Origin of the sequence: Mesorhizobium sp. M0185 (assembly GCF_040322175.1) — a bacterium.
In the GTDB taxonomy this organism is placed as follows: Bacteria; Pseudomonadota; Alphaproteobacteria; order Rhizobiales; family Rhizobiaceae; genus Mesorhizobium.
In genome coordinates, this window is the sequence record NZ_JAMYSY010000065.1 from 1 (window position 1) to 26,379 (window position 26,379).

A 26,379-nucleotide genomic window follows, 5' to 3' on the forward strand; every position below is an offset into this window, starting at 1 on the left:
GGCTCCCTTGTTTGAGATCTCAACGAACTCATTCTGGCACATCCGATGCCGTCGGGCGCCGTCCACCCCATCATGCCGTGACCTTAGCCGAAGAACGCAGCGAAACAGAATTCTGCACCGCAGCAGCGCTCTGATGTAGCGGCATGGATCCTGGGGTCTGCGCCGCGTCGCTTCGCTCCTTGCTTCGCCCCAGGATGACGAAACGACGGGCGCCTCGGCCAATCTCCAAAGTGTACGATCCGCCGGCGCAAAAACCACCCAAATGTCAACCTTCCGCGCCCGGGAACCTAATGCACCGCCGCGTACATGATCTTCTCCTCCGTGGCCTCGGCTGGCGAGAATTCCTCGACGATGCGGCCTTGCCGGCAGACCAGGATGCGGTCGGACAGGTTCATGATCTCCGGCAGGTAGGACGAGATGACGACGACTGCGAGGCCTTCATCGGCCAGCCGGTTGATGATCTGGTGGATTTCGGCAATGGCGCCGACATCGACGCCGCGCGTCGGCTCGTCGAAGATGACGATGCGCGGCTTCTGCACCAGCCCCTTGCCGATCACCACCTTCTGCTGGTTGCCGCCGGAAAGCTCGACCACGCGGGCATTGTCGTTGATCGCCTTGACGTTCAGCGTCCTGGTCCATTCGGCCGACAGCGCCCGCATCTCCTGCGCATTGATCACCCAGCCCTTTTCCCGCCCTGCCGCCAGGAAGCCGCCGAACAGGTTCTCGGCGACGTCCATCGTCTCGAAAATCCCCTCGCTCTTGCGGTCTTCGGTGACATAGACGATGCCGTCCGCCACCGCCTCGCTGGGGACGAGATAGCGCACCGGCCGGTCGTGCAGTTCAATGCTGCCGCCGCGCAGGAAGTCGCGCTTGTAGATGCCGGAGACGATCTTGAACGTCTCGGTGCGGCCCGAGCCGATCAGCCCGAACACGCCGGTGATCTGGCCCTCGAAGATCGAGAAGGAATTGTTGCGCACGACATTGCTCATCGAGATGTCCTGTACCGACAGCACCTTCCTGCCGGCCCTACGCAGCCTGGCCTCGTCGCGCTGGCTGTAGAGCTGTCCCGACAGCGTCCGTCCGACCATCGCCGCGACGATCCTGTCGCGATCGAAGGCGGCGGTATCGTCGGTGATCACCAGCTCGCCGTCGCGCAGGATGGTGATGCGGTCGGCCATATCAAGCGCCTCCTCGAGCGCATGGCTGATGAAGACGATCGACACGCCCCTTGCCTTAAGCCGGCGGATCAGCGCGAAGAAGTGCCGCTTTTCCTCTGGCGTCAGCGTCGCCGTCGGCTCGTCGAAGATGATGATCTCGGCATTGTGGTGGACGGCGCGCGCGATCTCGACCATCTGCCGCTTGGCGGCGCCCAGCGTCGCCACCATGGCATTGGGGTCGACGGGAAAATTCAGCGACTGCAGGAACTGCTGCGCCGAGATATAGGTGCCGCGCAGCCGGTTGAGAAAGCGCTCCGTGCCGAGGTAGAGGTTCTGCGCCACCGTCATCGACGGCACCAGGCTGGTTTCCTGGAACACCATGGCGATGCCGGCTTCAAGTGCCGCATGCGGCGAGGCGTAGGCGATCTCCTGACCCTTGTGGAACATCGTTCCCGATGTCGCGTCGACAACGCCGGCGATGATCTTGGTCAGCGTCGATTTTCCAGCACCATTCTCGCCGAGCAGCGCGTGGATCTCGCCCTTGCGCAGCTCGAAGCTGACATTCTTCACCGCGGGAACACCGCGATAGGTCTTGGTCACGTTCTCCAGGCGGACGATCGGTTCCATCAGCGATGCCCTCCTGAAGTCAGATCGATGGCCAGCAGGCAATCGCCGCCTTTCGAGGCAATGAACAGGCGACCGTCTGTCTCCGCCACGCTGCAGATGCCGTGGCGCGTGCCGTTGGCGCGGCTGTGCAGGCTGAATTGCGGCCGCATCTCCCGATCGAGCCTGACCACCAGCCCGTAAGAGCGGCTCGGCGACCACGGCTTGTGGATGCCCATAGTGCGGATGCCGCCGCATTGCAGCGGCTCGAGGAAGCTGCGGTTGGAGGCGAGCGCCGGCGCGATCCAGTGTTGCGGCGACACTTGCGCCAGCATGTCGTTCCGATAGTGCGTTTCCTGCAGCACGAATTCGATCAGACGGTTGCGGGGCGCAAACAGCGCCAGCCAGGCACCGCCATCGGCGGCGGGCGACAGCCGCGCGGGATAGCCGGGCAGATGCGCCAGCACCGTCGAGCGGCTGCCTGTCGCGCCGTCGAAGCAGACGAGTTGGTGCCGCCAGCTCTCGCCGACCAGCACGTCCTTGCCGGTTGGATGCAGCCCATAGGGAAAGGCGATGTCACCGGCGAGCTTGCGGAATTCGCTGCCTGCCGGATCGCGCTTCCACAGCGAACCCGACGCACCCTTCTTCATCAGATCGGCGGCCCATTCCGACGGCGCGTGTTCGGCCGAGCCATTGGCCAGCCAAAGCGTGCCGTCTTCCGCGTAGGCGAGTGCTGTTATGCAGCGGATCTCGGCCGGCAGGGCGGCCTCCTTGCCTGCAATCAGCAGCCTGCCGCTTTCGAGCCCGACCGTCAGTTCGCCGGCGGGCGAGCGCGCGAGCGCGGTGACGGCGGCCGGAAATGTCTCGACCAGAACAGGCGCGCCACCGGCGGCGAGCGCGTAGAGGGCATTGCCGCTGGACGCCAGCAGCCGGCCGTCGGCGACCAGCAGATTGTCGGGCTCGGGCAGTTCGGCGAAGGCCGCAACATCGTCCAGCAGCGTGTTCGGCCTGAACGCACCGTCGAGCGGCGGGATGGTCACTGCCTTGCCGCGGAAGATGTCGAGGATCGGGTCCAGCATCATGGCTTGGCACCCCAGTAGGAAGCGGGGCTGGTCCAGTTCGGGTCGGCCCCGGCAATACTGTAGCGGCCGATGCGGTTGTTGAGAATACCGCCGACGAACAGAAAACCCTTGTGCTCGCGCATCGAGGTGACCATCGGATGCGCGGCGCCCGACAGGTCGCCCATCGCCTCGACGATGCCGCCCTTCTCGTTGAATTTTACCACACCGCCGGTGTTGATGTTGGGGAACAGCCATTCGTCCTGCGGCAGCCGGCGCGTCATGCGCTTGCGCATGTCGGGATGGCGCAGCGACAGGTCGAAGCTCGGCGTGCGCATGCCGAGCCAGGCCATCCAGTAATTGCCGTCTGACGCTCGGTTGATGTTGTCGGGGTAGCCCGGCATGTCGCGGATGACGCATTCGGCGGTGCCTGCTTTCGGCCCCACCAGCCAATAGCGATGCACGCGGCAGGCCCAGCTTTCGGCAAAAAACAGCGACTTGCCGTCATGCGCCATGCACACGCCGTTGGTATAGCGGTAGCCGCCGAGCAATGTCTTGGTCGAACCGTCCTTCGGATCATAGACAAGCAGCCGCCCGGTGGCGCGGTTCTCGATCGAATCCAGCGCCCAGTCGTGCGCGTCATAGCGCTTGGTGGAATCGGTGAAGTAGATGCGGCCGTCCGGCGCGATGTCGCAATCATTGGGGTCGCGCAGCCGCGCATCGTCGACGATCGAAGTCCAGGAGCGCGACGTTTCCGCCGAAAGCCGCTTCACCTCGCGCTGCGGCGAGACCGAATAAAGCCCCATCGCGCCAACGCAGCTGATCAGATTGCCTGTCTTGTCGAAGGCCAGGCCGAGCGGAAAGCCGCCAATATGGGCAAAGACCTCCGAGCGTTTGTAGTCCGGCGCGAAGAAGCGGACGATCTCGCCATGCCTGGTGCCGCAATAGAGATGGTCGTCGCGGTCGAGGATGACGTCTTCCGGCCCTTCCAGCTCGCCGAGCCCGATATGGTCGGCCTCCGACAATCGGTTGTCGAGTTCGTAAGGGGTGCCCGAACCCGGTGCCGCCGACTGCGTTGCCCCCATCTTCAGGTAGACCGGTGCGACATAGACCTCGTCCAGAACCTTGTGGCGGTTCTTCAGCCAGCGAATGTCGATGGTGACGGCGACGGCCAGCATGATGCCCAGCACCATCTGGTTGGTGCCGGTGCCATAGCCCAGCCGGATCAGCCCGTTGGTCATCGTCAGCACGATGATCGCGCCCATCAGCCCCTTGATCACCGAACCGCGGCCGCCGCCCAGGCTGACGCCGCCGACGACCGCCGCCGTCAACGCCATGACCTCGAGGTTGAGGCCGGTTCCCGGCCCTGCCCCGCTCAGCCGGCAGGCGATGAGAAAGCCGCCGAGCGAGGCGCAGAAGCCGGAGAACACATAAGTCATGAACACGGTGCGGCGCACGCGGATGCCGGCATTGTGGGCCGAGCGCCGCGACCCGCCTACCGCCTGCACGTGCCAGCCGGGCCGCGAGCGCGTCAGCGCGACGTGGGTAATGATGGCCAGGATAATCGCCGCCCACACCGCAACCGACAGGCCCCAGAAGGTATCGTCGCCGATGAAGTCCAGCACATCCGATGTGGCATCGGAAAGCTGGACGTCGGCGGCATAGGTGGTGACCAGTATGTCGAACAGCGCCCGCCCGAAAATGAAGGTGACCAGTGTCGTCAGGAAAGCGCGCAGGCGGAAATAGCCGATCAGATAGCCATTGATCGCGCCGAACAGCAGGCCGGTGACGATCGAGGCGGCCAGCGCCAGCCACACCGACTGTTCGAGGATGAAGAAGACGAACACGGCGGAAAAACAGGACAGCGCGAAGATCGAGCCGACCGAAAGGTCGATGCCGCCGCCCAGCATGACCACCGTCATGCCGGTGACGACCAGCGAGAACTCGCCGAGCTGGCGGGTCGATTCCTGCAGCGACATCGGCTTGAAGAAGCCGGGGATGATCGAACCGAACACGCCGAGCGTCGCCACCAGCGCCAGGAAAGGAATGGCGTTGTCGGTCCAGCGTTTGCTTAGGATCTCGCCGACGAGGTGGTCGGGCACGAGATTGTAGCGCCAGGATTGAAGGCGTTCGCGAAAGGACATCGGTTGCTGCTATTCGAGAGAAAAAGGAAAAAGGGGCCGGGCTATCCGCAGAACAATCGCCTCAGGTTTGCGTTGCCCCTCTCCCTTACCCTCTCCCTGTATAGAGACGGGGAGAGGGGGTCGCCAGCGTTGGAGCGTATCCCTTCTCCCCGTCACTATACGGGGAGAAGGTGCCGGCAGGCGGATGAGGGGCAGCGCGAAGCTCAGGAAAGCCGGCCTACTTGGCCGCAGCTTGGGCTTGCAGTGCTTTCAAGTCCCAGCAGCTGTCTGGCTTGAGGTCGGCCTTGGTTGTCGCCTTCTCCAGCGTATAGATGTAGGTGTGCGAGGTGCCGGCCGGCTGGCCGCTCTGCAGCAGGAACTTGATGACGGCGTTCATGTCGCCCGACTGGCGGGCAAGGTCGGTCATCACCACCGCACCATAGGTGCCGTCCTGCAGCTTGTCGCAGTCGGCGGTCTTTTCGCCACCGCCGGTGGTGACCAGAAAGACTTTGCCTTCGAGCTTGGCATCGCGGATCGCAGCCGATGCGCCGGTCGCGTCGCCGTCCCAGAAATCGATGATGGCGCAGATGTCGGGGTTCTGCTGCAGCATCGTCGTCGTCACGTTGCGCGAGGTCGTCGCATCCCAGTTGGAGTCCGGCTTGGCCACGACCTTGAAGTCGGGGTTCTTGTCCAGCACCTTCATGATGCCGGCATACTGGTAGAGGCTCGATGAGTTGGCCTGGTCGCCCTGCACCAGCCCGATCTTCTTGGACGAGTTCGGCCCACAACCCTTGATCGCCGCTTCGGCTTCCAGCTGGCCGAGGCGATCCCAGTCGCTGCCGACAAAGGCATCGGCCGGGAAGTTCGCCGGATTGTCGACCAAAAGCACATAGGTGCCGGCCGCCTGCGCCTTCTTCATCAGCTTGGCATAGGAGTTGAGGTCGGGCGAGTGGATGATCAGCACGTCCGGCCTGGCGTCCGACGAGATCGCGTCGGTTATCGCCTGCGCGCCGGCATCGACCACCCAGTTCGGGTCACGCGTCTCGAACACGCCGCCCCAGGCCTCGACCTCCGTCTTCAGGTAATGCGCCCAGCCCTGTGCCAGGTCGAAGCCCATCGCCATCGGGACCAGCATCACGCGCTTGCCCTTGAGTGCTTGCGAATAGGCGCCCGGACCCGGATCTTCGGCCGCGAAGCCTGGCGCCACGAATGCGGAGGCGGCAAGCGCTGCCGCGGCAGCCATAAACGTCCTGATGATTTTCATGTCACATCCTCTGGTTTGGTCGTTGTCGTTCGCGGCCGGCCCCAACCGTTCGCGTCAGTCTAAATATCGCCTTGCTGCGCGGTCTGCTCGTCGCGCGGATTGATGAACCCATCGACGATGATCGCCGCCAGCAGGATCGCGGCCTTGATCAGGTTCTGATAGAGCAGCGGAATGTCGATGATGGTCATCGCGTTGAGCAGGATGCCAATCAGCGCGGCACCCACCAGCACGTTGCGCACCCCGCCCCGCCCGCCCGACAGACCGATGCCGCCGATCACCGCCACCAGCACGATGTCGTAGAGCAGCGTGGAATTGACGATGCGGGTGTTGATCGAATGCAGGCTGGCGGCGGTGAGCAGGCCGGCCACCAGCGAGACCAGGGCCGACAGCACGTAGCGCAGCACCAGCATCGGGCGCACTGGAATGCCGATGTTGCGCGCGGCGACCGGGTTGTCACCGGCGAAATAGACGTAGCGGCCCCATTTGGTGTAGCGCAGGAACAGGAAGAAGGCGAAAGCCAGCCCGGCGAAGACAAACACCTCGACCGGGATGTCGAGGAAACGCAGCCCGCCCAGAAGCTCGACCCAATGGCCGGGCGGCACCGGCACGGCGTCCTGCGTGATCAGTTGTGAACGCACATAGCCGAAGACGAAGGATGCGGTCGCCAGCGTCACGAAGATCGCCGGGACCTCGGCGTAGGCGACCAGGATTCCGTTCAACAGCCCGATGGCGAGAACACCGGCGAGCACATAGGCGAAGGCCAGCCCGTCGGGCATCCCCGAATTCAGCAGTTGCAGATACCACGCGACCGACATCGCCATGATCGCCACCGCCGACAGGTCGATGCCCCTGCCGATGATGACGACCGCCATGCCGAGCGCCAATATGCCCAGCACCGAGACCGAGCGCACGATGGCAACGAGATTGTTCGAATTGATAAACCCGGGCAGTCCGATGGCGGCGGCAATGAACAGCACAACCGCGATGGCAAAGACAACGCCCTCCTGGTTAAGGCTTCTCCAGTTTAGCCAGCCGGTCGCGTTCATTGCCCGCTTTCACCCGCGATGGCTACGCCCTGCTCCCTCTGCGGCCATCGGAACGAAAGCTAATCGGCTCAAGACCAATTCGTCAAATGAATCCGCGCATTGCAGGCCGGCTTGCGAGGAAATTCCGCGCTTGGATGCACCGATTGGCGAGGCTGGCGCAATGCCGGGAACTCAAGCTGTTTTGCAATTGATCGCGCCGATCGAAGCGCCGGCAAAGGTTTGCTCCGGAGCGAGCGAAGCAGGCATAATTTATGTCCGCGATTGCCGCTGGATTCCTGCGTCAAATCCGCAAAACATGGCCCGAGACCTCGGCGCCGGCAGCCTTCGGCAACGCCAGGAAGCGACACGAGGCGACGAGCCCGATTACGCCGATCGCCACGAAGGCAAGTCGGAAGTCGACGAGATCGAGCGCCGCAGCGCCCCTGGCGATCTGCGACAGGTTGAGCAGTGCCGCGGCGACCGCTACGCCGAACAGCATCGCCATCTGCTGCAGCATGCTGGACAACGTCGCCGCCGAGCTGCGCTGCGGTGGGGCCACATCGGCGAAGGCCAGTGTGTTGAGCGCGGTGAACTGCATCGAGCGCGAAAGGCCGGCGATCAGCATCAGCACCACCACCAACGCTTGCGGCGTCTGCGGCGAAAGCGCCGCGCAGGCCATGATCGATAAAGAGGCGATCACCCCGTTGACGATCAGCACCGAACGGAAGCCGAAGCGCCTCAGTGTCGGCGTCGTCACCGCCTTCATGCCGAGATTGCCGAGGAAATAGGCCAGGATCATCATGCCGGCATCGACCGGGCTCAGGCCGAAGCCGACCTGGAACAAAAGCGGCAGCAGGAACGGCGTGGCGTTGATGGCGATGCGGAAGATCGTGCCGGCCGACAGCGTCGAGATGGCAAAGGTCTGCACCTTGAAAGCTGTGAGGTCGAGCAGCGGATGGTTGGCGCGTTGCAGATGCCGCACCGCCAGCCAGCCGACCAAAATGCCCGTGCCGAGCAGTGCCACGGTCGGCAACACACCCTCTTCCGGATGCGCGATGCGCTCGAGGCCATAGAGCATCGCGGCGAGCCCCACCGAGGTCAGCAGGAAGCCCGGCCAGTCGAGTGGCTTGGCCCCAGCTTCGCGGTCGCCGGGAATGAAGCGGGCGACCAGTGCCAAACCGGCAACGCCAAGCGGGATGTTGATGAAGAAATTCCAGTGCCAGGAGAGATAGGTGGTGATGAAGCCGCCAAGCACCGGCCCGACCACCGGCGCAAACAGCGCCGGCCAGGTGATCAGCGCCGTGGCGTTGAGAAGCTCGGATTTCGGCGCGTTGCGCAATACCAGGATGCGGCCGACCGGCGTCATCAGCGCGCTGCCCAGGCCCTGAACCGCGCGTGCGGCGACGAACTCGGCCAGGTTCTGTGAGATGCCGCAAACGAGCGAGGCCAATGTGAACAGGGCGATCGCCACGAGGAAGATGTTGCGCGCGCCAAAACGGTCGGCAACCCAGCCGGACAGCGGCACGAACACCGCCATGGTCAGCATATAGACGGTGATGCCGATGCTCATCGCCACCGCCGGCACGCCGAAGGATTCTCCCATCTGCGGCAGCGACGTCGAGATGATGGTCGAATCCAGAAGCTGCATGAAGAAGGCGACGGCGACGATCAGCGCCACCCGCCGGGCTTGCCGCGCCGCCGGCGCGGTTTCGGGCAAGGCTTTGTTTTCGGGAATGGCGGTCATGCACAGAACTGTCCGAAGGGGAATTTTCACCCGCTCCATCGGCAACCGCACAATTGTCCGGCAAACCGATGACGCACCGGCTTCAACAGCATCTGGCCGGTGCCGTCCAGACCTGGTCCAACAAACTTTCGTGTGGCATCGCAGCCGGCCATGCGATGACCCGGCCCTGGCGCCGAACCGGCCTTTCACGATCCGCGATGATGCTTTGTGCCGCTGCCGGGGCGTCTTATGCGGCTTCGATCTTCTCCAGGAACAGGCTGAGCTGGTCCGGGTCCATGTGCACGACGTGCCTGTCTTCGGGATAGGCCAGGCTGTTCACATCGGCGACATATTCGGAGAAGGCAGCGATTCGTTCGGCCTGCAGGCGATCGTATTCGGCGGCGAAATTGCGATAGACCTTGGAATGGCGCGGCATGTGGCCACGGTTCTGGCCGAGGATGTCGTCGGCGAACAGATACTGCGCGTCACAGCCGGTGCCCGCTCCCATCGACAGCATGATCAGCGACGTGCGTTCCGAAATCGCCTTGGCCACCTCGACCGGCACCACCTCGATCTCGGCGCCGATCGCGCCGGCGGCCTCCAGTTGCTTCACCGCCTCGAACACCTGCATGGCGGTATCGGCGGTCTTGCCGACAGCCTTGAAGCCGCCGGTCCAGGTGGCGCGTGACGGGATGAGGCCGACATGGCCGATTACCGGAATGGCGTCGTCGGCCATCCGCTTGATGGTGGCATAGCCGGCGCTGCAATAGACCGCATCGGCGCTGGCCTTGTAGAGCCGGAACGCCCAGCGGACGAAATCGTCGGCGGTGCCGATCTCGAAGAAATTCTCGCCCGGCATGGTGAACAGGCTGGGTGCCGCATCGCGGTATTGCGGATTGAGCACCAGCTCCGGCGGCACCGAGACGATGTCGACGCCGGCGCGTTCGGCGGCCTCGGCCTCATCCATCGTCAGCACGCGCAGCATCGTCAGCTGCCGCTTGCCCTTCATGGCCCGCAGGTCTGCGACGGTCGGTCTTTTCCGGCTCATGGATTTTGGTTCCCTTTGCTACGTGACAGAAGGCCGGTCAGGCGATCTGGATCATCACCTTGCCAGCTTCGACCTTGACTGGATAGGTCGCGAGATTGACGCAAACGGGAGCGCCCTTCGCCTGGCCGGTCTTATAATTGAAGCGGCCATTGTGCTTGGGGCATTCGATGATGTCGCCCATGACAAGCCCGTCGGCCAGATGCGCCTTCTCATGCGTACAAAACCCGTCGGTGGCGAAGAATTCATCGTCCGGCGAACGGTAGATCGCGAAGGTGCGGCCGCCATGGTCGAAGCGGATGACGTCTTCCTCGTCGACATCGTCCACGGCGCACGCTTCGACCCAATCGGCCATTCTATATCTCTCCTGAAATTTTCTGCATGGCGCCGGTGCGGTGCCTATTCAGCCGCCGCCGACATGTTCACTTCGTGGAACTCGCCACGATAGGGCCTCGCCGTTGGCGGCAGTTCGCGCTTGAGGAAATAATCCTCGTATTTGAGCTGCCTGAGCAGGACAGGCCAGACCTCGCGATAGGCATGCCATATCGACGGGTTCGGCTCCGGCAGATCGTGCTTGATCAATTCATGCAGCCTGGGCAGCGCGTGATAGGGCACCATCGGAAACATGTGGTGCTCGACGTGGTAGTTCATGTTCCAGTAGATGAACCGGCTGATCGGGTTCATGTACACGGTACGGGTGTTGAGCCGGTGGTCGACGACGTTGTCGGCCAGACCGATGTGTTGCAGCAGGCCGGTCATCACCATGTGCCAGGTGCCGTAGAGGCGCGGCACGCCGATGAGCACCACCGGCACCCACGACTGCATGGTGAGGGCGAGTGCTATCGTGGCGATGTAGACGGCGATGTGCCAGCGCGCCGCGATGACGGCCTTGTGCTGTTCCATCTCGGGAACGTAGCTTTTCTCGTCGGGCGTCAGCTTGCCGAACGCCTGGCGTACCAGTGCCGGAAGCGAATAGCGAAAATCGAGGATGCCGGTGAAAGCCAGCGCCGCACGCAAAAGGTCCGGCGGGCGCATCACGGCGATCTCGGCGTCGCGGCCGACGATGATGGTGTCGGTGTGGTGGCGGGCATGGCTCCAGCGCCAGGTCACCGGGTTGCGCATCAGCATGAAGCTGGCGATCTGGTAGACGACATCGTTCATCCAGCGCGTGCGGAAGGCAGTGCCATGGCCGCATTCGTGCCAGCGCGAGTCGCTGGAGGAGCCGTAGAGCACGCCGTAGACGAAGAAGAACGGCACGCACCACCAGGTGCCCCAGAAATAGATGGCGCCGGCGGCGGAGCCGAGGATGGCGACGATCCAGATGATCGTGTCGCGGATCGCCGGGCTGTCTGAGCGCTGCATCAGCTCCTTGATCGCCTTGCGAGGGACATCCGTGTGGTACCACTCCGCCGAGGCCAGTCCCGTCTCGATCGCCCTGCGCGTGCTTTCGCCGACCAGGCTGTAATCGCGCTTTACCGTGCCAGCCATTGTGACCTCCGATTCCCGATCTGCCGCGAGCCCTCCCCGCTCCGGCCGGAGCCAGCCTCCCAACTGGTGTCCCGTATCGTCTTCGCCATTATCACGACCTGCCTCCAAGAACAGGAAAATGGCCCGACGGCTGGGGATAATCCTGCTGCGGCTGCCTGGCGATTGCCGCGATCCGGCTCTCGGCGACGGCGATCTCGCCGGCGCCGTCGAGAACCCGGAAAACGGCATTGTAGGAGCGGCTCTCGCCATGCTCCAGCCAGATCATCTCGCCGCGTTCGCGCGCCGCCAGATTTCCCAGCACATGATGCGTCGAGGGCTCGATCCCAAGCGCGTACTGCCCGGCCTGGAAATTCTGCCATTGATAGGCGCAGGGCAATTGGTCCTTGCGCGTGACCACCTCGAAGCCGAGGCCGAGCCTATCGTTGACCACCGCCACCGGGACTTCGCCGGCGCTGTCGGCGCCGAGTTCGTGCTGCCAGACCTGTTCCTTGAATCCCGGTTGCGGCGCCGGCACCGTGCGGTAGCCGACCTTCTGCGCTTCATAGCGCTCGCCGGCATGGCCTGCCCAGACGACGTCGCGGATCGGCGCCAGGTAGCGCGCGCCCTCGTCGAGCACCGGATGGCTGACATTGATGTGGTAGAAATACATATGCGGCGTACGGTTGAAACCGTGATTGACGACACGGTCCGAAAGCCGGATCTCGTTGCCGCCGACATTGGCCTCGATCCGCCGCAGCAGGTGCAGATCTTCGCCGAATACAGTCGATTGCTGGACGATGCCTTCGGCCCACAACACGCAGCGGTCGCCGTCCCAGGTCTCGCCATAGCCGGTCAGCCGCGCCGGAATGGTGCTGACGCGGCCGTGCAGCGAATGGCGCACCGTCTTCTTCGGCGGGTAGTTGTAGGTATCGGCCGGTACTTCGTTCATGAACAATATATGGTCGAGGCCGCAGGTCAGCAGAAGGCCGGAAAACGACCGCGCCCACGCCAATCCCTCCTCGCCTTCATACTCGTGCAGGCCGGGATGGCGAAAACCGCTCGGCGAGTGCCAGCCGATCGCCTGGCCTTTGAAGTCGCAGTCGGCGATATCGAGCGCCCGGTCGACCAGCGCGGTGAAGCGCAGGCCGGAGCCGGTGCGGAATTCGAGCATGCGGATGCCGCGCTCGACGCCGTCGCCAAGCGTCATCAGCCGCACGCCGGCGAATTGCGACAGCATGCCCGAGCGTTCCGAGACCTGCCGGCGCGACAGCGTCTTGCCGTAAAGCTCTACCATGTGACGGCCAGTTCTTTCACTTTGCTCCCGTCCTTCACTTCGCTCTCGTCTCCTTGAGCAGGGCCGACATGTCGGCACCGGTGATGATGCTTTCCACGGTCAGCAGATCGGTATCGGCGACCGTCTGCTCGGCGACGATCTCGCCGCGGCGCATGACGATGATGCGATCGGCGACCTGGAAGACGTGATGGATGTTGTGGGTGATCAAAAGCACCGAATGACCGGCGTCGCGCACTTCCTTGACGAAGCGCAGCACGCCGTGCGTTTCCTCGACGCCGAGATTGTTGGTCGGCTCGTCGAGGATGATGACCTTGGCGGCAAATTGCATGGCACGCGAAATGGCGATCGATTGGCGCTCGCCGCCCGACAGCGTGCTGACCAGTGCATCGGCGTCGAGTTTCTTCGAGATGCCGACGCGCTTCAAAAGCGCCGAGGCGGCATCGCGCAATTTGGCAAGATCGAGCGGCGCGAACACGCCCAGCCATTTGAGATTGACCGGTTCGCGGCCGAGGAAAAGATTGCGCGCGATGCTGAGGTCGGGCGCCAGCGAGGTGTCCTGGTGGATGGTCTCGATGCCGAGATCCATCGCGTCGCGCGTCGAGCGGATGGAGACCTTCTGGCCGCGCACATAGATCTCGCCGCGATCGACCGGAAACACGCCCGAGATCGCCTTGATCAGCGTCGATTTCCCGGCGCCGTTGTCGCCGAGCAAGGCCACCACTTCGCCCTCGTTGAGCGTGAGGGAGGCGCTCTTCAGGGCGCGGACGCTGCCGAAGGACTTTTGCAAATTCTGCAGCCGAAGCACTTCCATGATCAGCTCCTGGCGGCGTTCTTCTGCAGCAAAGCGTGCAGGATGAGCATGGCAAGGATGATGACGCCGACGAAGATGTTGTAGGCGAGCCCAGGCACGCCGATCAGCACGATGCCGTTGCGGATGCTGCGCAGCATCAGCGCGCCGACGATGGTGCCTAAAATGGTGCCGCGTCCACCGGTCAGCGCGGTGCCGCCAACCACCACCATGGCGATCACTTCGAGCTCGTACCCGGTGCCGGCCACCGGCGAGGCGGCAGAGATGCGAAAGGCGCTGATCATGCCGGCGAGACCGGCAAGCACCGAGGTCAGGATGAACAGCCAGATCTTGACCGCATCGGCCGGCACACCACGCGCCACGGCAGCGTTACGGTTCGAGCCGATAGCACTGATCCAGTTGCCGAGCTTGGCGTAGCGCAGCACATAGATCGCCAGTAGCGACAGGCCGATGAACCACCACAGCGAGGTATAGAAACGGAACGTTCCGATATTGAAGCTGCCGGCCAGCAGCGTTACGAAGAAGCCCGGCTGGTCCCAGGATTTCAGCGGAAAGCCTTGGGTGATGTAAAGCGCTGCCCCACGCACGACGAGCAACATCGACAGTGTCACCAGGAAGGACGAGATGCCGATCTTGGTGACGATCAGCCCGTTGATCGCACCGATCGCTATGCAGAGCAGCAGGCCGGCCAGCAGCGCGACGCCAATATCAAACCCGCCGTTCTGCACCAGCAGCATGACGACGACCGGCGCCAGCCCGAACACGGCACCGACCGAAAGGTCGAACTCGCCCGCCGTCAGAAGCAGCGTCATGCCGAGCGCGATGATGCCGAGCTCGGGCAGGAACGCCATCATGTTGGAGATGTTGAGCGGCGACAGGAAATTGGCGTCGGCGATCGCGAACACCGCCAGCAGGACAATCAGGATGACGAGCGAAGAGAACTGCGGCGAGCGCATCAGGCTCGACCTGCGTTTGGCACGCGGCATTTCCTCTTCTGCGGCAATTGTCATGACTGTTTCGACCATATCTCAAGGTGACGCCCGCCGCCTGCGCGGCGAGCGTCAGTTCCAATCACTTGTTGTAGAGTTTCAGGATCGGTTCGACGCTCGAGGCGTCGTAGAGACTGAACGTGTGGATGTCGTAGCCGATCGGTTCGCCAGCGGCGGCCAACCCGAGCAGCGCCACCGGCATGAAGCCCTGCGCCGATGGGAACTGCCAGGCAGCCGCGTTGATGAACCCAGACTTCACTGACTCGGCCGTTTCCTTCGAATTGCCCCAGCCGACGACCGGGATCTTGCCGGCCGGCACGCCGGCGCCGTCGAACACCCGCTTGACGCTGGCCGCGACGGAATCGCCGAGCGCTATGATTGCCGGCGGGTTGTTGGCCACCATGTAGTCGGTCATCTTGGCGATGATGCCGGCCGGATCGGTGCCGCAATCGACCACATCATATTTGATGCCGAGCGGATCGAAGACGCTGGCGATGCCTTCGGTCTCGAGCTGCTGGTAGCTGGCGCCCGGCACTTCGACCGGCAGGAACACTTTGTCGCCCTGCTTCACCATCTTGTGGTCGACCAGATATTTCGCCCAGATGACACCGGCCTCCTTGAGGTCGGCGCCGACATAGGCCTGCCGGCCGGTTGCCGGATCGTCGGTGTTGAAGAACACGATCGGGATACCGGCCGCCTTGGCTGCCTTGACCTCCTCGGTCCACAGGCCGGGCTGCGCCGAGGTCGTGGCGATGCCGTCCGGCTTGGCGGCGAGTGCCGAGTTGAAGGCCTCCTTCTGCGCCGCCATGTCGCCACCGCTGAACGAGATCTTGCAGGTCACCTTGAGCTGGTCGCAGGCCTTGGTGGCGCCGGCATTCCAGTCGATCCAGAAGGCATCCGACGGGCCGCCATGCGACAGCAGGTAGAACGTCTTCTGAGCGTCCTGCGCCAGCGCCGGCGTACCCAGCGCCACACCGGCGAGAACGGTCGCCGCGGCAGCGATTTTCAACGCGAATTTCAACATTTCTCTTCCTCCCTTGTTTCGTAGCCGAACCGCGCCATCACAGTCCGTTGGCGCGGAATTTCCCGTCGAGGAATTTCTTGGCGCGCGGCACGTCGTCTTCCGAAAGATGCTCGATGATGACCGGGATGTTCGGGTGCTTTTCGGCCAGCCGCTTGAGATAGAGGTCGTAGTTCAGCGAACCGAGACCGGGCGCCGGCAGCTCGATCTCGCCGACGCCGCGGAAAGTGTGGCTCTCCAGCGCGTCCTCGTCGCCGATGTCGGCGTGCTTCTCCGACTTGTCGCCGCCGGAGCGTTTGACGTCCTTGGCGTGGGCTATCTTGATCTTGTCGGTCAGCGTGTCGAACACCTGGTTCAGGATCTGGTCCATCCTGTCGATGTTGTGCGTTTCGAAATAGTTGGTCGGGTCCATCAGCAGGCCGAGGCCTGGGTGGTCGACCTGCGCGAACATCCTCACCGTCTCCTCGACCGAGCCGACGACATTGTTGACATAGGTCTCGAGCAGGAAGACCGCGCCGTGGTCATAGGCGGTCTGGGCAAGGTCGGCGATGACCTTGCGGCATTCCTCAAAACCTTCCTCGGTCTTGTTCTTCGGGTGATGCACCCAGTCGGACTCGGTGTTGTAGGTACCGGTTTCCGAGATCACGTAAGGGGTGCCGAAATGGCGTGCGTTGCGGATGATCTCCTTCAAATAGCCGACGCGCCTCTCGCGCTCGGCCATATCCGGATGGATGATGTTGGTGTAGCCCGATACGCAGCAGATCGGCAGATTGTGGTCGCGGAACGTATCGCGGACAGTCTTGGCCTTGTCCTTGGTGATCTGTCCGGCGGAAAGGTCGATATCCCTGAAATGCAGGTCGAGCTGCACGGTGTTGAAATCGAGCGCACGGATCTTCTGCGCGGTCTCCTTGAGGCCATACGGGAAATAACCCGTGAAAATACCTGCCTGCATCATGGTGTGAAGTCCTCCCTGTAAGTGATTCAGTCAGTTGATATTTCGGAAAGTTTGACTGTCCGGCCCTTGTCGATCGAACGATAGCCGGCTTCGACCAGCGCCATAGTCTTGACGTTGTCGGCGACCGACAGCGCCGGCGGCTCGCCCGTCTTGACCGCGTGCTGGAGCTGCTCCATGACGCCGATAAAAGCATGCGGGAACCACATCGTGTCCCAGCTGGGTGTCACCCATTCACCACCGGTGGTCTCGGTCGAGGCATAGGTCAGCGTCGAGGCAGCGCCAGTCGGCCAGCCGATGGTACCCTTGGCGACGCCCTTGGTGCCGTCGACGCGCCAATTGATGTGCTGGTCGTCCTTGTAGCCCTCCTGGCGCGGCCCGGACCAGACATCCTCCAGCGATACGGCGAGCACGCCGGACGGGAACTTGATCGTCGACACGGTGATGCCGTCCGAATGGTCGAAGCGGGTGCGCGGGTCCTTGCGGGTCAGGGTGGTGATCTCCAGGGGATCGCCGAACAGGAAGCGCAATACGTCGAGATGGTGGACGCTCATATTGGCGAGCGTCAGCCGGTCATAGTCCTCGAGGAAGCTCTGCCAGTGCGGGATCGCATGCATGTCGATCTGGGCGAAAACGATGTCGCCGAGCGCGCCGCTATCGATGATCTGCTTCAAGACGCGCATCGACTGGTCGTAACGCATGTTCTGGTTGACCGAGAGGATCTTGCCTGCCTTGGCCGCCTCGTCGCGAAGTTTGACGGCCTCTTCAAGGGACAGCGCCAATGGCTTCTGCGCCAGGATCGCCTTGATATGTGCCTGCTTCAGAGCATGGCGGATCAGCGCCGGCTGCTGGTCCGGTGGAAAGGCAAGGTCGATGATCTCGACGTTCTTGTCCTCGATGAGCTGTTCCGGCGTGTCGTGGACGGTTGGGATATCCCAGCGTTTGGCGACCTTCTCGGCGCTGGCCTTGGTCCGCGAGGCAATCGCCACCACGGGGAAACCGGCTTCCTTGTAGGCGGCAAGGTGACATTCGGCCATGATCATGCCGGCGCCGACGCAGCCGATCCTGTATTCCCTGGTGCGGACTTTAACGTCCGGCTCGAAGCCGTTGCCCACCATTTCTTGGCTTGCCATATGTTCCTCCCGAAGCTCGTTCCTTGCAGCCGCCGTCATCGTGCCAAGGCTCCCCCGCTCTGTCCGAAATAATGCACCCTGCCCGGCTCGCAGGATATCACCACCATCGCGTCCGGCCTGACGTCCGGCTGGCCGCGTAACAGCGCCCGCAGACGCGTCTTTCCGGCGGCGAGCGTCACCACGGTGTAGCCGCCGAGCGGCTCGACCTCGAACACTCGCGCCGGGCGGCCCGCGCCCTCCTCCGACCAGGCCTTAACCTTGATGTCTTCCGGCCTGAGCCCGATCTCGACGGCATCGGCCGGCGCAGCCTTGTCCGCGATGCGGATCGTGCCTTCCGCCGCCTCCACGCCTTCAGCGCCGTGCACCGACTTCAATATGTTCATCATCGGCGACCCGAGCAGCCGCGCCACATAGGTGCTGGTCGGCCGGTCATAGATCTCGGCCGGCGCGCCGATCTGCCTGATCTTGCCGTTCTCCAGTATGGCCATGCGGTCGGCGATCGACATCGCCTCTTCCTGGTCGTGCGTGACATAGATCAGCGTCTTGCCAAGCTCGCGCTGGATGCGCTTGAGCTCGACGCGCGTCTCCTCGCGCAGCCGGGCGTCGAGCGCCGAAATCGGGTCATCCATCAGATAGGCGGCCGGGTCGCGCACCAGCGCGCGGGCAATCGCCACGCGCTGCCGCTCGCCGCCCGAAAGCTGCGCCGGCGGCTTGTGCAGGATATGGCCGATATGCAGCTTGGCCGCGACGTCGGCGACGCGCTTTTCGATCTCGGCTTCGACGACCCGGCGTTCGACCAGCGGAAAGCGGATGTTGTCGCGCGCGCTCATATGCGGAAACAGCGCCAAATTCTGGAACACCATGGCGACGTTGCGCTCGGCCGGCGACACCGTGTTGACCGGCTTTCCGCCGATCAGGATCTCGCCCGCGTCCGGGGTTTCCAGCCCGAGCACCAGACGCAGTATCGTCGACTTGCCCGACAGCGGCGGCCCGAAGAAGCAGAAGAACTCGTTGTCGTCGACCGCGAATGACGCATCGTCGACGGCCAGCGTGTTGCCGTAGCGTTTTGTCACATTATGGAAAACGATATCGGCCATCTCAACCTGCTCTCAATGCAAGACCGGTGGCGGCGTCGAAGACGCGCACCGCCTCCGCCGCCGGCGCGACGACAGCTGTCTGCCCGATCGCCAGCCCGACATCATTGTCGAACACCGCCTTCACCGCAGTCTCGCCGTCGCCAAGGTGGATGATGGTGCGCGCGCCGATCCGCTCGACGAAACTCACCGGCATGGACAGGCCACGGCCACCTTCAGCCAGCGTCACCTGCTCCGGTCGAAAGCCATAAAACACCTCGCCGCGCATCCTGCGTACGGCATCGGCGATCTCGACCGGCAGCGGCGGTGTCACGCCGAGCGGGCCGAGATCGATGACCAGACCACGGTCGCTTTCCGCCGGCCTGCCCTTGAGCAGGTTCATGCCCGGCGCGCCGATAAAGCGGGCGACGAAGACATTGGCCGGATTGTTATAGACCTCGAGCGGCGTGCCGACCTGCTGCAGCACGCCGTGGTCCATCACCGCGATGCGGTCGGCCATGGTCATCGCTTCGAGCTGGTCGTGGGTGACGTAGACCATGGTCTGCCGGAACTGCCGCTGCAACTGCTTCAATTCGGTCCGCATCACCGCCCGGAAGGCGGCATCGACATTGGACAGCGGCTCGTCGAGCAGGAAGATCGCCGGCTCCATGATCGCCGAACGGCCGATCGCCACCCGCTGCAATATGTTGACCGACAGTCTGTCCGCCTTGCGGTCGAGCAGCGGCGTCAGTTGCAGCATCTCGGCAATGGCGCCGACACGGCGGCCGATCTCGGCCTTTGGTGCGCCGCGCATTTTCGGCCCGTAGGCGAGGTTCTGCCGCACGCTCATATGAGTGAAGATCGCATAGTTCTGGAAGACGAAGCCGACGCCGCGCCGCCCCATCGGCACGCCGGCCATGTCGCGCTCGCCGAACAGGATCTTGCCGCTGGTAGGCTCTTCCATGCCGGCGATCATGTTCATCGTCGTCGACTTGCCGCAGCCGGACGGCCCCAGCAGCGCCATGAACTCGCCGTCGGCAATGGCCAGGTCCATCGTCTTCAGCGCGGTGAAATCGCCAAATTTCTTGACCAGGTTCTGCAGATGGATGGTGCTCATCAGGCCGCCACCTCGCGTACCCGAGCCATGCGTTTCATGGCAAACACCGCGGCGATGGACAGCACGATCAATATGGCCAGCGCGATTGCCGCCACATAGCCCCAGATCAGGTCCTGGGTGGTGAGCTTATAGATGTAAACGGAGATGGTTTCGGTAGCGACGCCAGGACCGCCGCCGGTCATGATGTAGAGCGTGTCGAAGATCTTGAAGTTCTCGATCACCCTGATCGCCAGCGCGATGATGATGATCGTCTTCATCTTCGGCAGCACGATGGTGATGAATCGCTGCCAAGAGTTGGCACCGAGCAGCGTCGCCGCCTTGATCTGGTCCTCAGGCACGCCGACCAGGCCGGCAAGCAGGATCAGGAACATCAACGGCGTCCACTGCCAGATATCGGCGACCATGACGGCGATGAGCGCCAGCGTCGGGTCCGACAGCCAGGCGATGGTGACGGGAAAGCCTGAGATCGCCGACAGGATGTCGTTGACCGGGCCGCCTGACTGAAACAGCATGAAGAACATGTAGCCGGCCACCGCCGGCACCACCATCATCGGCATCAAGAGGATCGAGTAGAAGATCCGCTTGCCGGGGAACTCGTCGGCAAACAGTGTCGCGAGCGCCAAGCCGAGCAGGAACTCCGCCGGCACGCAGACGATCATGACGATGGCCGTGCGCTTCAGCGCACTCCAGAAGCGCGCATCGGCGGCAAGGTCGGTGTAGTTGGCGAAACTGTTCCACATCGACCAGGCGTTCCACCAGCCGGTGCCCGACAGCGGCGACCAGTCGGTCAGGCTGATGTAGAGCTGCATCAGGAGCGGGAAGACGGCGATGAACAGCACCAGGATCTGCGCCGGCAGCGTCAGCCGGAAGCCGAGCTTTGCGCCCTCGTCCGGCAGCACCGACGCCGCTTTGGAGGCTTGCATGTCGCCCTCCGAAATCGTCGCAGTCACCGCGCTCATTGCTTGAGCGCCCCGAAGGTCAGCCCGCGCACCAGATGGCGCTGGATGGCGATGCCCATGATGACAGGCGGCACTGCGGCTATCAGGCCGAGGGCTGCCTTGGCGCCGTAGAGTTGGCCGGTCATCGAGGAGGACAGCGAGGCCATGTAGACAGGGACCGTCACCCATTCGCGCGTCGTCAGAAGCAGCGCAATCAGATAGTCCGACCAGTTGAGGATGAAGACGAACAGCGCGGCACTGGCCAGCGGCGCGCGCATCATCGGCAGCGTGATGCGGATGAAGACGCGCCACCGCGAACAGCCCTCGACCAGTGCCGCCTCCTCGATCTCGCGCGGCATGTCGTCGAAGAAGGTCTTCATCAGCCAGAAGGCGAAAGGCAGCGTGACGATGCCGTAGATCAACGACAGCCCCCACCAGCTGTCGGTGAAATTGAGGAAGGCCCACATGATCATCACCGGGGTCATGACCGCCATCGGCGGAAACAGGCGAAGCTGGATCAGCGCCAGCGGCAGGTTCTGGCCCGAGCCGAAGCGCGACAGCCCGTAGGCCGCCGCGGTGCCCGCCGACATGGCGATTGCCGTACCGAATGTGGCCGACAGCAGCGACGACAGGATCGGCTTCAAAGCTGTGCGGTCGAGGGCGACGATCAGATTGTTGGTCGATTCACCGAAGACGAAGCGGAAATTGCTGAGTGTCGGGTTCTTCGGCCACCATGTCAGGTCGGCGCCGGTCGCCGACCATTCGGCGATCGGCTTGAACGCCATCGACGCCATCCACAGGATCGGCACCAGCGTCACCGCCATCGCCGCAAGGATCGCGGCATAGCGGAATATCTCGAAAGGAACTGAACGCTTCATCTTGCGGCTTTGCTGGGCCCTTCGTTGCCGAGGGGAAGAGCGACCGCTCCTCCCCTTCTTGGTAGGATCCTGGAAGGATCAGGCGATCGGATCGAGGACGGTCGGCCAGGCCTCCTTGTTGGTCTTGATGGCTTCGAGAAGCTTCTCCTCGCCGGTGCGGCGGGCAATCTTCTTCCACTCGGCCTCGGTGTCGGCCATCGCCTGCTCGGCTGTCTTGGCCTTGGTCAGCGCGGCGACGAGGTTCTCGTCCAGCGCGTTGTGGAAGGCGGTAGCGCCGGGATAGTTGATGGTGGGCACGGTGCGGGCGACCGTCTCTCGCACCACGTCCATGTGGTAGGCGTGATAGGTCTGGCGAACCAGCGGATCCGAGAAATCCGATAGCCGGAACGGATCGAAGTAGCCGCCCGGATTGGCAGTCATCCAGGCGTAGATGCGGCTTGAGCCCAGCCACTGCAGGAACAGGTAGCAGGCCTCCGGATTCTTGGCTTGCGAGGACACCGACGCCGACAGATTGAGCCACAGCACCGACCGGCTGACCAGCTTGCCGTCGATTTCGCGGCCGGGCGGCAGCATCGAGCCGATCTTGCCGGTGACAGCTGAATCCTTGTTGCCGGCATTGTCGAGGAATTTCGGCAGATTGGAGAAGGCGCAGGTCATGGCCGCGCCGCCCTTGGCGAAATTGCCGTACTGCTCCGGCCAGCCCCAGGAGATCGCATCCGGCGAATGGTGCGAAAGCGAAGCGATGTACTCGCTGGTCGCCGCGATACCTTGCTCAGAATTGATCAGCGGCTTGCCGGCATCGTCGAACAAGAACTGATTGGGCGAAGCCATTGAGACATAACGCTGATACCAGTTGGTGTAGCCCCAGCCCTGGTTGCGCAGATCGGTCGAGCCGAACAGGCCCTTGTCCGGGCGCTGAAAGAAGGCCGCGATCTCGTCATGCTGCTTCCACGTCTTCGGCGCCGCCAGTTCATAACCGTATTTGTCGGAGAAGGCCTTCTTCTCGTTTGCGTCGCCGAACAGATCGGTACGGTAGACCCAGGTCTGGAAGTCGCCATCCAGTGACACGCCATAGGTCGAGCCGCGATACTGATTGAGCAGCGAGACGCCCTTGGCGCCGTCGACATAGCCGCGCTCGGGATCGTCCCATTCCGGCTTGTATTGCGCGACGAAGTCGTCGAGCTTGAGGATGCCGCCGGTTTCGGCGAGGTCGCCAAGGCGGTTCCATTCGACCGCGTAGATGTCATACGCCCCACCCTTGGTGGAGATGTCCTGCATCGTCTTGGTGAATTCCTGGCCGTTTGGCACACCGACGATTTCCAACGGAATGCCGGTTTCCTTCTCCCAGAGATCCTTGATCGACGGCGCGCCGGCCGGAAACGGCTGGGTCAACTGGCCGATCGAGCCGTCGGACAGGCCAAGTACGATCTTGGCCGGCGCCTTGCCGGCGCCCTTCATCGCCTTGGCCGCCTCGATGGCGCGGCCCTCCGGCGTATCGGCGCCATATTGATAGCGCTCCGAACCGTCGAAACCCGTCGGGCCACCGATCATGCCGGGCGCCAGGGCATCGGCCGCATAGGCACGGCTCGGGCGAATGAATTTCGGTGCAATACCTGCGGCGGCAACAAGGACTGCCGCCTTTCCACCGGACGCCAGCAAACGGCGCCGCGACACGCGGACCAAATTCGACATTGGAACTCCTCCCTCAGGGCCTTGTTTCCTCCACGGCCCTTATGATGGATATTGACGGCACTATACGAAGCCTGTCAACATCATAAATAATCAAAATACATCATAACATCTCACGGGAGGGGAAGAATGGCGTTTGTAAGGGCTCTCATACTGAAGCCGGTGCTTGAATTTGAGGGAGCCCGGCTGCCCACCTCCCCGCTTTGGTCTGCTTGGGCACTCTGGTGTAGCGCAACGGCTTGCGCATCGGCCAAGGCCGGTTACATCATTTCCCATCAGAATCGCGGACGGCGATGAAGCCGCTCTCCGACGGTGGACCCATGAAATGCGTGATCTCGATGCGCCCCTGGCGCGTTTTGGAATGAGGTGATCGACAGTGCGGTCCACCCTGACAGACATAGCCCGGGAGGCCGGCGTTTCGGCCGCCACGGTCGACCGTGTGCTCAACAACCGCGCCGGGGTCAGGGCGCGCACCCGTGAGGTCGTGCTCGAAACGGCACAGCGGCTTGGCTATATCGCTGAAAATTCGAATAATCCGAGCTCGCTCAACGCGGTTACTGGCGAGGTCATACGGCTGGATTTCGCCCTGCCCGCCGGCACCAATTCCTTCATCAAGATGCTGCACCGCCAGATCGAGGCGCAGGCGCAGGCGCGGCCCGACCTCGACGTCCGTGTCGCTACTATCGAAGGCTTCAATCCGGACCGGCTTGCGCGTCTGCTGCAGGAACTGCACGGGCAGACGCAGGGCGTCGGTGTGATCGCGCTCGACCATCCGACGGTCCGCGAGGCGATCCGCTCGCTTTCGGCCAGCGGCGTCAAGGTCGTCACCATCGCTTCCGACATCCTGCATGTGCCGAGGGTTGCCTATATCGGCATCGACAACCGCGCCGCCGGCCGGCTCGCCGGCTATCTGCTCAACCGCTTCATGGGTGCCGGGCGTCCGGGCAAGGTCGCGCTGTTCGCCGGTTCGCTCTCCTACCGCGGCCACGAAGAGCGCGAGATGGGCTTCCGCCACATGCTGGCGGAAGAATCGCCCAATCTGCAGATCGTCGAGATGCGCGAGATGCTCGACGACCGGGAGAAGGCCTATTCGGAGGCCTCCGCCCTGCTCGACCGGCACCCGGACCTGGCCGCCATCTACAATGTCGGCGCCGGCAACACCGGCATCGCCCGCGCACTCAAGGAGCGCGGGCGCGCGCTGTCGACGGTCTTTCTCGGCCATGAGGTGACGGAAGGCACCAAGGAGCTTCTGCTCGACGGCACGCTGGACGCGGTCATCGACCAGAACCCGCGCGTCGAAGCCCGCGAGGCGCTCAACACCTTGAGCCATGCGGTCAGGGGCTTGCCTTACGAATTGCACCAGCCAAGGCTGCAGGTGATCTTCAGGGAAAGCATTCCGGAGATCTGAAAGGAGGGCCGAAGCCGATCATAGATGCGCCGTCCAATACGAACAGCGCCTTCGTCTCCGCCGCCGGCGACGACCGTCTCGGCGGCCAGCGCCTTGAACCCGCAAGACGGCGCAAGGACAGACACGCCAGCGGCAGCATAACCGTCATGCTGCCCGATCGAAACCAGCGCATCTGCCCGCTATCACTGCCGACCATGCCATTTCGCTCCTGTGGGTAAGGTTGGTCGCATGGCCGGCCGGTTCGGCATTCGGCTGGTTCGCGGCCGAAGCGGCAGCCGCCACGACGGTGCGCGAACACTGGCGCGGCACGCTGGCGCTCGGCCGCAACGAAACACTGGCGGCAGCCTACTGGCGGCGGGGCACGGCGGGACTGATGGCCGGCTAGAGCTTGCTCACCATCGCTTGCGCATCTTGGCCCAGACCGATTGCGATCCGGTCGCCGGAGACAATGCCTGACATGTCGCAGACAACCAGCGGCATGCTGATTTCGTAGAGGAATTCGGCAACGATGGCGCCGACGGCAAGGATCGGGTCCGGCCGCTCCAGGATAATGCCGGCCGGCGCCGTGCCTCTGCGGATCGCTTCGGCCAGAACCGAAGACGAGGACGACGACCCTCGCCCGCTCGGCATCACCAGGATCTTGCCGGCGATATTGCCGCCCAGGTCCGGATGCGAATGGTCGATGATGTCGCCCGTTTCGACGTCGATCCCGCCCCAGAAGCTGAGCGCCTGCGAAAGCACCAGCGCTGGGCCTTGTGCCGAGCCGGAAAGGTGGAATGTACCGGTTCTGGCCGGCGTCTTCATGGCGCGCCTCGCACGACGCGGCCGGCCGCAGCCGAGCGGACGCAGTCTTCCATGTCACCGAAGGCCACCGAGACACCGATATTGCCAGGTGCGTAATGCGCCCATTTGCCCGAATTGGTCATCACCACGCCATCGAGACGCTCGAGGATCGACGTGACATAGGTGCAGGTGTCGGTGACCGGAACGAGGCCGAAGGCTTCCATGCCGGCCAGTGCGCCTTCGTCCTGCAGCCGCGTCAGCGTCGCGCGCCCTGTGTTGACATAGATTGGGACACCCTTGCCTGGACCGACTTCGCGCAGCAGCGGCAACAGGCGCATCCACTCGTCATAGGAGAAATGCGGCGTGCCTAACGACACGGCTGCAAGCTGCACGCCATCGGGGACGCTCGACAGCCTGGCCAGCGCATGGTGGATGTCAGCGCGAGAGATCCGGATTTTTTCCTCCGGCGCCAGGCCGTGCAACGCCTCATCCGGCGTCTTCGCCTCCGGCGTGATGCCGACGGCATGAAACAGCGCCACGGCACCCGTCGTTGCCGCCGCCGCCCCCAGCGCCTTCAATTGGTCCTCGTCGCGCGGCTGCGGCAGGCCCGATATCACCGGAATGCGGTCGCGAGCCCTTTGCCCGATGATCAGCCCAACCCCGACAAACAGAGCGTCGGTTGGCTCTAACAGGCTGTTGAAGAAGTCTGACGTATTGCCTTGAGGATGGCCTCGTCGCCGTTGTGATAGGCGAATGTGATCTCGATCGAGCCGTCGTCGAGCAATTCGGCATAGCCGTCGCCTGTGACTTCATCCATCTCGTCACACCCGG

General features: G+C 63.4%; 24 protein-coding genes. 2 read left to right on the forward strand and 22 right to left on the reverse strand.

The window, feature by feature from the left end; all coding sequences use genetic code 11:
* Positions 1-287: 287 nt before the first annotated feature.
* From NKJ20_RS30515 to NKJ20_RS30610, 20 genes are all read right to left on the reverse strand, one after another.
* The gene (locus NKJ20_RS30515) at positions 288-1,784 is read right to left on the reverse strand and encodes a sugar ABC transporter ATP-binding protein (RefSeq protein ID WP_352749163.1); all 1,497 of its coding nucleotides are present in this window, start codon (positions 1,782-1,784) and stop codon (positions 288-290) included.
* Positions 1,784-2,842 carry a hypothetical protein gene (locus NKJ20_RS30520; RefSeq protein ID WP_352749166.1) on the reverse strand — a complete coding sequence of 353 codons (1,059 nt, stop codon included), beginning with the start codon at positions 2,840-2,842 and terminating at the stop codon, positions 1,784-1,786. Before NKJ20_RS30520 ends, NKJ20_RS30515 begins: the two co-directional genes overlap by 1 nt.
* Positions 2,839-4,962 carry an ABC transporter permease gene (locus NKJ20_RS30525; RefSeq protein ID WP_352749168.1) on the reverse strand — a complete coding sequence of 708 codons (2,124 nt, stop codon included), beginning with the start codon at positions 4,960-4,962 and terminating at the stop codon, positions 2,839-2,841. Before NKJ20_RS30525 ends, NKJ20_RS30520 begins: the two co-directional genes overlap by 4 nt.
* A 217-nt stretch (positions 4,963-5,179) precedes the next feature.
* Positions 5,180-6,205 (reverse strand): sugar ABC transporter substrate-binding protein, encoded by a 1,026-nt coding sequence (locus tag NKJ20_RS30530; RefSeq protein WP_352458300.1) that lies wholly within the window; start codon positions 6,203-6,205, stop codon positions 5,180-5,182.
* 59 nt (positions 6,206-6,264) lie between these two features.
* The gene (locus NKJ20_RS30535; protein WP_352749170.1) at positions 6,265-7,251 is read right to left on the reverse strand and encodes an ABC transporter permease; all 987 of its coding nucleotides are present in this window, start codon (positions 7,249-7,251) and stop codon (positions 6,265-6,267) included.
* A gap of 280 nt (positions 7,252-7,531) precedes the next feature.
* A complete protein-coding gene (locus NKJ20_RS30540; protein WP_352749173.1) occupies positions 7,532-8,974 on the reverse strand; it encodes a DHA2 family efflux MFS transporter permease subunit in 1,443 nt (480 codons plus the stop codon).
* 226 nt (positions 8,975-9,200) lie between these two features.
* Entirely contained in the window at positions 9,201-10,001 is an 801-nt protein-coding gene (locus NKJ20_RS30545) for a 3-methyl-2-oxobutanoate hydroxymethyltransferase (RefSeq protein WP_023675787.1), read from the reverse strand.
* 37 nt (positions 10,002-10,038) lie between these two features.
* On the reverse strand, positions 10,039-10,353 hold the full coding sequence (locus tag NKJ20_RS30550; protein WP_352749175.1) for a MocE family 2Fe-2S type ferredoxin: 315 nt from the start codon (positions 10,351-10,353) through the stop codon (positions 10,039-10,041).
* A 44-nt stretch (positions 10,354-10,397) separates the two neighbouring features.
* Complete coding sequence (locus NKJ20_RS30555) at positions 10,398-11,486, reverse strand: fatty acid desaturase family protein (RefSeq protein ID WP_352749177.1); 1,089 nt, start codon at positions 11,484-11,486, stop codon at positions 10,398-10,400.
* 91 nt (positions 11,487-11,577) lie between these two features.
* The gene (locus NKJ20_RS30560; protein WP_352465285.1) at positions 11,578-12,759 is read right to left on the reverse strand and encodes an aldose 1-epimerase family protein; all 1,182 of its coding nucleotides are present in this window, start codon (positions 12,757-12,759) and stop codon (positions 11,578-11,580) included.
* A 34-nt stretch (positions 12,760-12,793) separates the two neighbouring features.
* Complete coding sequence (locus NKJ20_RS30565) at positions 12,794-13,576, reverse strand: ATP-binding cassette domain-containing protein (RefSeq protein ID WP_352749196.1); 783 nt, start codon at positions 13,574-13,576, stop codon at positions 12,794-12,796.
* Complete coding sequence (locus tag NKJ20_RS30570) at positions 13,573-14,577, reverse strand: ABC transporter permease (RefSeq protein WP_352452735.1); 1,005 nt, start codon at positions 14,575-14,577, stop codon at positions 13,573-13,575. Before NKJ20_RS30570 ends, NKJ20_RS30565 begins: the two co-directional genes overlap by 4 nt.
* A 61-nt stretch (positions 14,578-14,638) precedes the next feature.
* A complete protein-coding gene (locus NKJ20_RS30575) occupies positions 14,639-15,580 on the reverse strand; it encodes a sugar ABC transporter substrate-binding protein (RefSeq protein ID WP_023675781.1) in 942 nt (313 codons plus the stop codon).
* Between the two features lie 37 nt (positions 15,581-15,617).
* The gene (locus NKJ20_RS30580) at positions 15,618-16,532 is read right to left on the reverse strand and encodes a sugar phosphate isomerase/epimerase family protein (protein ID WP_352749179.1); all 915 of its coding nucleotides are present in this window, start codon (positions 16,530-16,532) and stop codon (positions 15,618-15,620) included.
* A gap of 26 nt (positions 16,533-16,558) precedes the next feature.
* Positions 16,559-17,647, reverse strand: coding sequence for a Gfo/Idh/MocA family protein (locus NKJ20_RS30585; protein WP_352749199.1), 1,089 nt, complete (start codon positions 17,645-17,647; stop codon positions 16,559-16,561).
* A 50-nt stretch (positions 17,648-17,697) separates the two neighbouring features.
* Positions 17,698-18,759, reverse strand: coding sequence for an ABC transporter ATP-binding protein (locus tag NKJ20_RS30590; RefSeq protein ID WP_352749182.1), 1,062 nt, complete (start codon positions 18,757-18,759; stop codon positions 17,698-17,700).
* A gap of 1 nt (position 18,760) precedes the next feature.
* On the reverse strand, positions 18,761-19,852 hold the full coding sequence (locus NKJ20_RS30595; RefSeq protein ID WP_352505506.1) for an ABC transporter ATP-binding protein: 1,092 nt from the start codon (positions 19,850-19,852) through the stop codon (positions 18,761-18,763).
* A complete protein-coding gene (locus NKJ20_RS30600) occupies positions 19,852-20,811 on the reverse strand; it encodes a carbohydrate ABC transporter permease (RefSeq protein WP_352749184.1) in 960 nt (319 codons plus the stop codon). Before NKJ20_RS30600 ends, NKJ20_RS30595 begins: the two co-directional genes overlap by 1 nt.
* Complete coding sequence (locus NKJ20_RS30605; RefSeq protein WP_352749187.1) at positions 20,808-21,668, reverse strand: carbohydrate ABC transporter permease; 861 nt, start codon at positions 21,666-21,668, stop codon at positions 20,808-20,810. The genes NKJ20_RS30600 and NKJ20_RS30605 overlap by 4 nt, the downstream gene beginning before the upstream one ends.
* Before the next feature lie 78 nt (positions 21,669-21,746).
* Positions 21,747-23,360, reverse strand: a complete 1,614-nt coding sequence (locus NKJ20_RS30610) for an extracellular solute-binding protein (protein ID WP_352749190.1) — start codon at positions 23,358-23,360, stop codon at positions 21,747-21,749.
* Between the two features lie 373 nt (positions 23,361-23,733).
* Here NKJ20_RS30610 and NKJ20_RS30615 point away from each other — a divergent pair, with 373 nt between their 5' ends.
* Positions 23,734-24,765, forward strand: a complete 1,032-nt coding sequence (locus NKJ20_RS30615) for a LacI family DNA-binding transcriptional regulator (protein WP_352749192.1) — start codon at positions 23,734-23,736, stop codon at positions 24,763-24,765.
* Positions 24,766-24,985: 220 nt separating this feature from the next.
* Positions 24,986-25,150, forward strand: coding sequence for an SIP domain-containing protein (locus NKJ20_RS30620; RefSeq protein WP_352708554.1), 165 nt, complete (start codon positions 24,986-24,988; stop codon positions 25,148-25,150).
* Here NKJ20_RS30620 and NKJ20_RS30625 read toward each other — a convergent pair.
* Both NKJ20_RS30625 and NKJ20_RS30630 read right to left on the reverse strand, forming a co-directional pair.
* The gene (locus tag NKJ20_RS30625) at positions 25,147-25,569 is read right to left on the reverse strand and encodes an aconitase X swivel domain-containing protein (protein ID WP_352708556.1); all 423 of its coding nucleotides are present in this window, start codon (positions 25,567-25,569) and stop codon (positions 25,147-25,149) included. The genes NKJ20_RS30620 and NKJ20_RS30625 overlap by 4 nt on opposite strands.
* Entirely contained in the window at positions 25,566-26,333 is a 768-nt protein-coding gene (locus NKJ20_RS30630) for an aconitase X (protein ID WP_352749201.1), read from the reverse strand. Before NKJ20_RS30630 ends, NKJ20_RS30625 begins: the two co-directional genes overlap by 4 nt.
* Positions 26,334-26,379 lie beyond the last annotated feature (46 nt).

Coding starts and splice junctions, on each gene's coding strand:
- NKJ20_RS30515 (WP_352749163.1), bottom strand. CDS start 1,784: ATGGAACCGATCGTCCGCCTGGAGAACGTGACCAAGACCTATCGCGGT.
- NKJ20_RS30520 (WP_352749166.1), bottom strand. CDS start 2,842: ATGATGCTGGACCCGATCCTCGACATCTTCCGCGGCAAGGCAGTGACC.
- NKJ20_RS30525 (WP_352749168.1), bottom strand. CDS start 4,962: ATGTCCTTTCGCGAACGCCTTCAATCCTGGCGCTACAATCTCGTGCCC.
- NKJ20_RS30530 (WP_352458300.1), bottom strand. CDS start 6,205: ATGAAAATCATCAGGACGTTTATGGCTGCCGCGGCAGCGCTTGCCGCC.
- NKJ20_RS30535 (WP_352749170.1), bottom strand. CDS start 7,251: ATGAACGCGACCGGCTGGCTAAACTGGAGAAGCCTTAACCAGGAGGGC.
- NKJ20_RS30540 (WP_352749173.1), bottom strand. CDS start 8,974: ATGACCGCCATTCCCGAAAACAAAGCCTTGCCCGAAACCGCGCCGGCG.
- NKJ20_RS30545 (WP_023675787.1), bottom strand. CDS start 10,001: ATGAGCCGGAAAAGACCGACCGTCGCAGACCTGCGGGCCATGAAGGGC.
- NKJ20_RS30550 (WP_352749175.1), bottom strand. CDS start 10,353: ATGGCCGATTGGGTCGAAGCGTGCGCCGTGGACGATGTCGACGAGGAA.
- NKJ20_RS30555 (WP_352749177.1), bottom strand. CDS start 11,486: ATGGCTGGCACGGTAAAGCGCGATTACAGCCTGGTCGGCGAAAGCACG.
- NKJ20_RS30560 (WP_352465285.1), bottom strand. CDS start 12,759: ATGGTAGAGCTTTACGGCAAGACGCTGTCGCGCCGGCAGGTCTCGGAA.
- NKJ20_RS30570 (WP_352452735.1), bottom strand. CDS start 14,577: ATGACAATTGCCGCAGAAGAGGAAATGCCGCGTGCCAAACGCAGGTCG.
- NKJ20_RS30575 (WP_023675781.1), bottom strand. CDS start 15,580: ATGTTGAAATTCGCGTTGAAAATCGCTGCCGCGGCGACCGTTCTCGCC.
- NKJ20_RS30580 (WP_352749179.1), bottom strand. CDS start 16,532: ATGATGCAGGCAGGTATTTTCACGGGTTATTTCCCGTATGGCCTCAAG.
- NKJ20_RS30585 (WP_352749199.1), bottom strand. CDS start 17,647: ATGGTGGGCAACGGCTTCGAGCCGGACGTTAAAGTCCGCACCAGGGAA.
- NKJ20_RS30590 (WP_352749182.1), bottom strand. CDS start 18,759: ATGGCCGATATCGTTTTCCATAATGTGACAAAACGCTACGGCAACACG.
- NKJ20_RS30595 (WP_352505506.1), bottom strand. CDS start 19,852: ATGAGCACCATCCATCTGCAGAACCTGGTCAAGAAATTTGGCGATTTC.
- NKJ20_RS30600 (WP_352749184.1), bottom strand. CDS start 20,811: ATGAGCGCGGTGACTGCGACGATTTCGGAGGGCGACATGCAAGCCTCC.
- NKJ20_RS30605 (WP_352749187.1), bottom strand. CDS start 21,668: ATGAAGCGTTCAGTTCCTTTCGAGATATTCCGCTATGCCGCGATCCTT.
- NKJ20_RS30610 (WP_352749190.1), bottom strand. CDS start 23,360: ATGTCGAATTTGGTCCGCGTGTCGCGGCGCCGTTTGCTGGCGTCCGGT.
- NKJ20_RS30625 (WP_352708556.1), bottom strand. CDS start 25,569: ATGAAGACGCCGGCCAGAACCGGTACATTCCACCTTTCCGGCTCGGCA.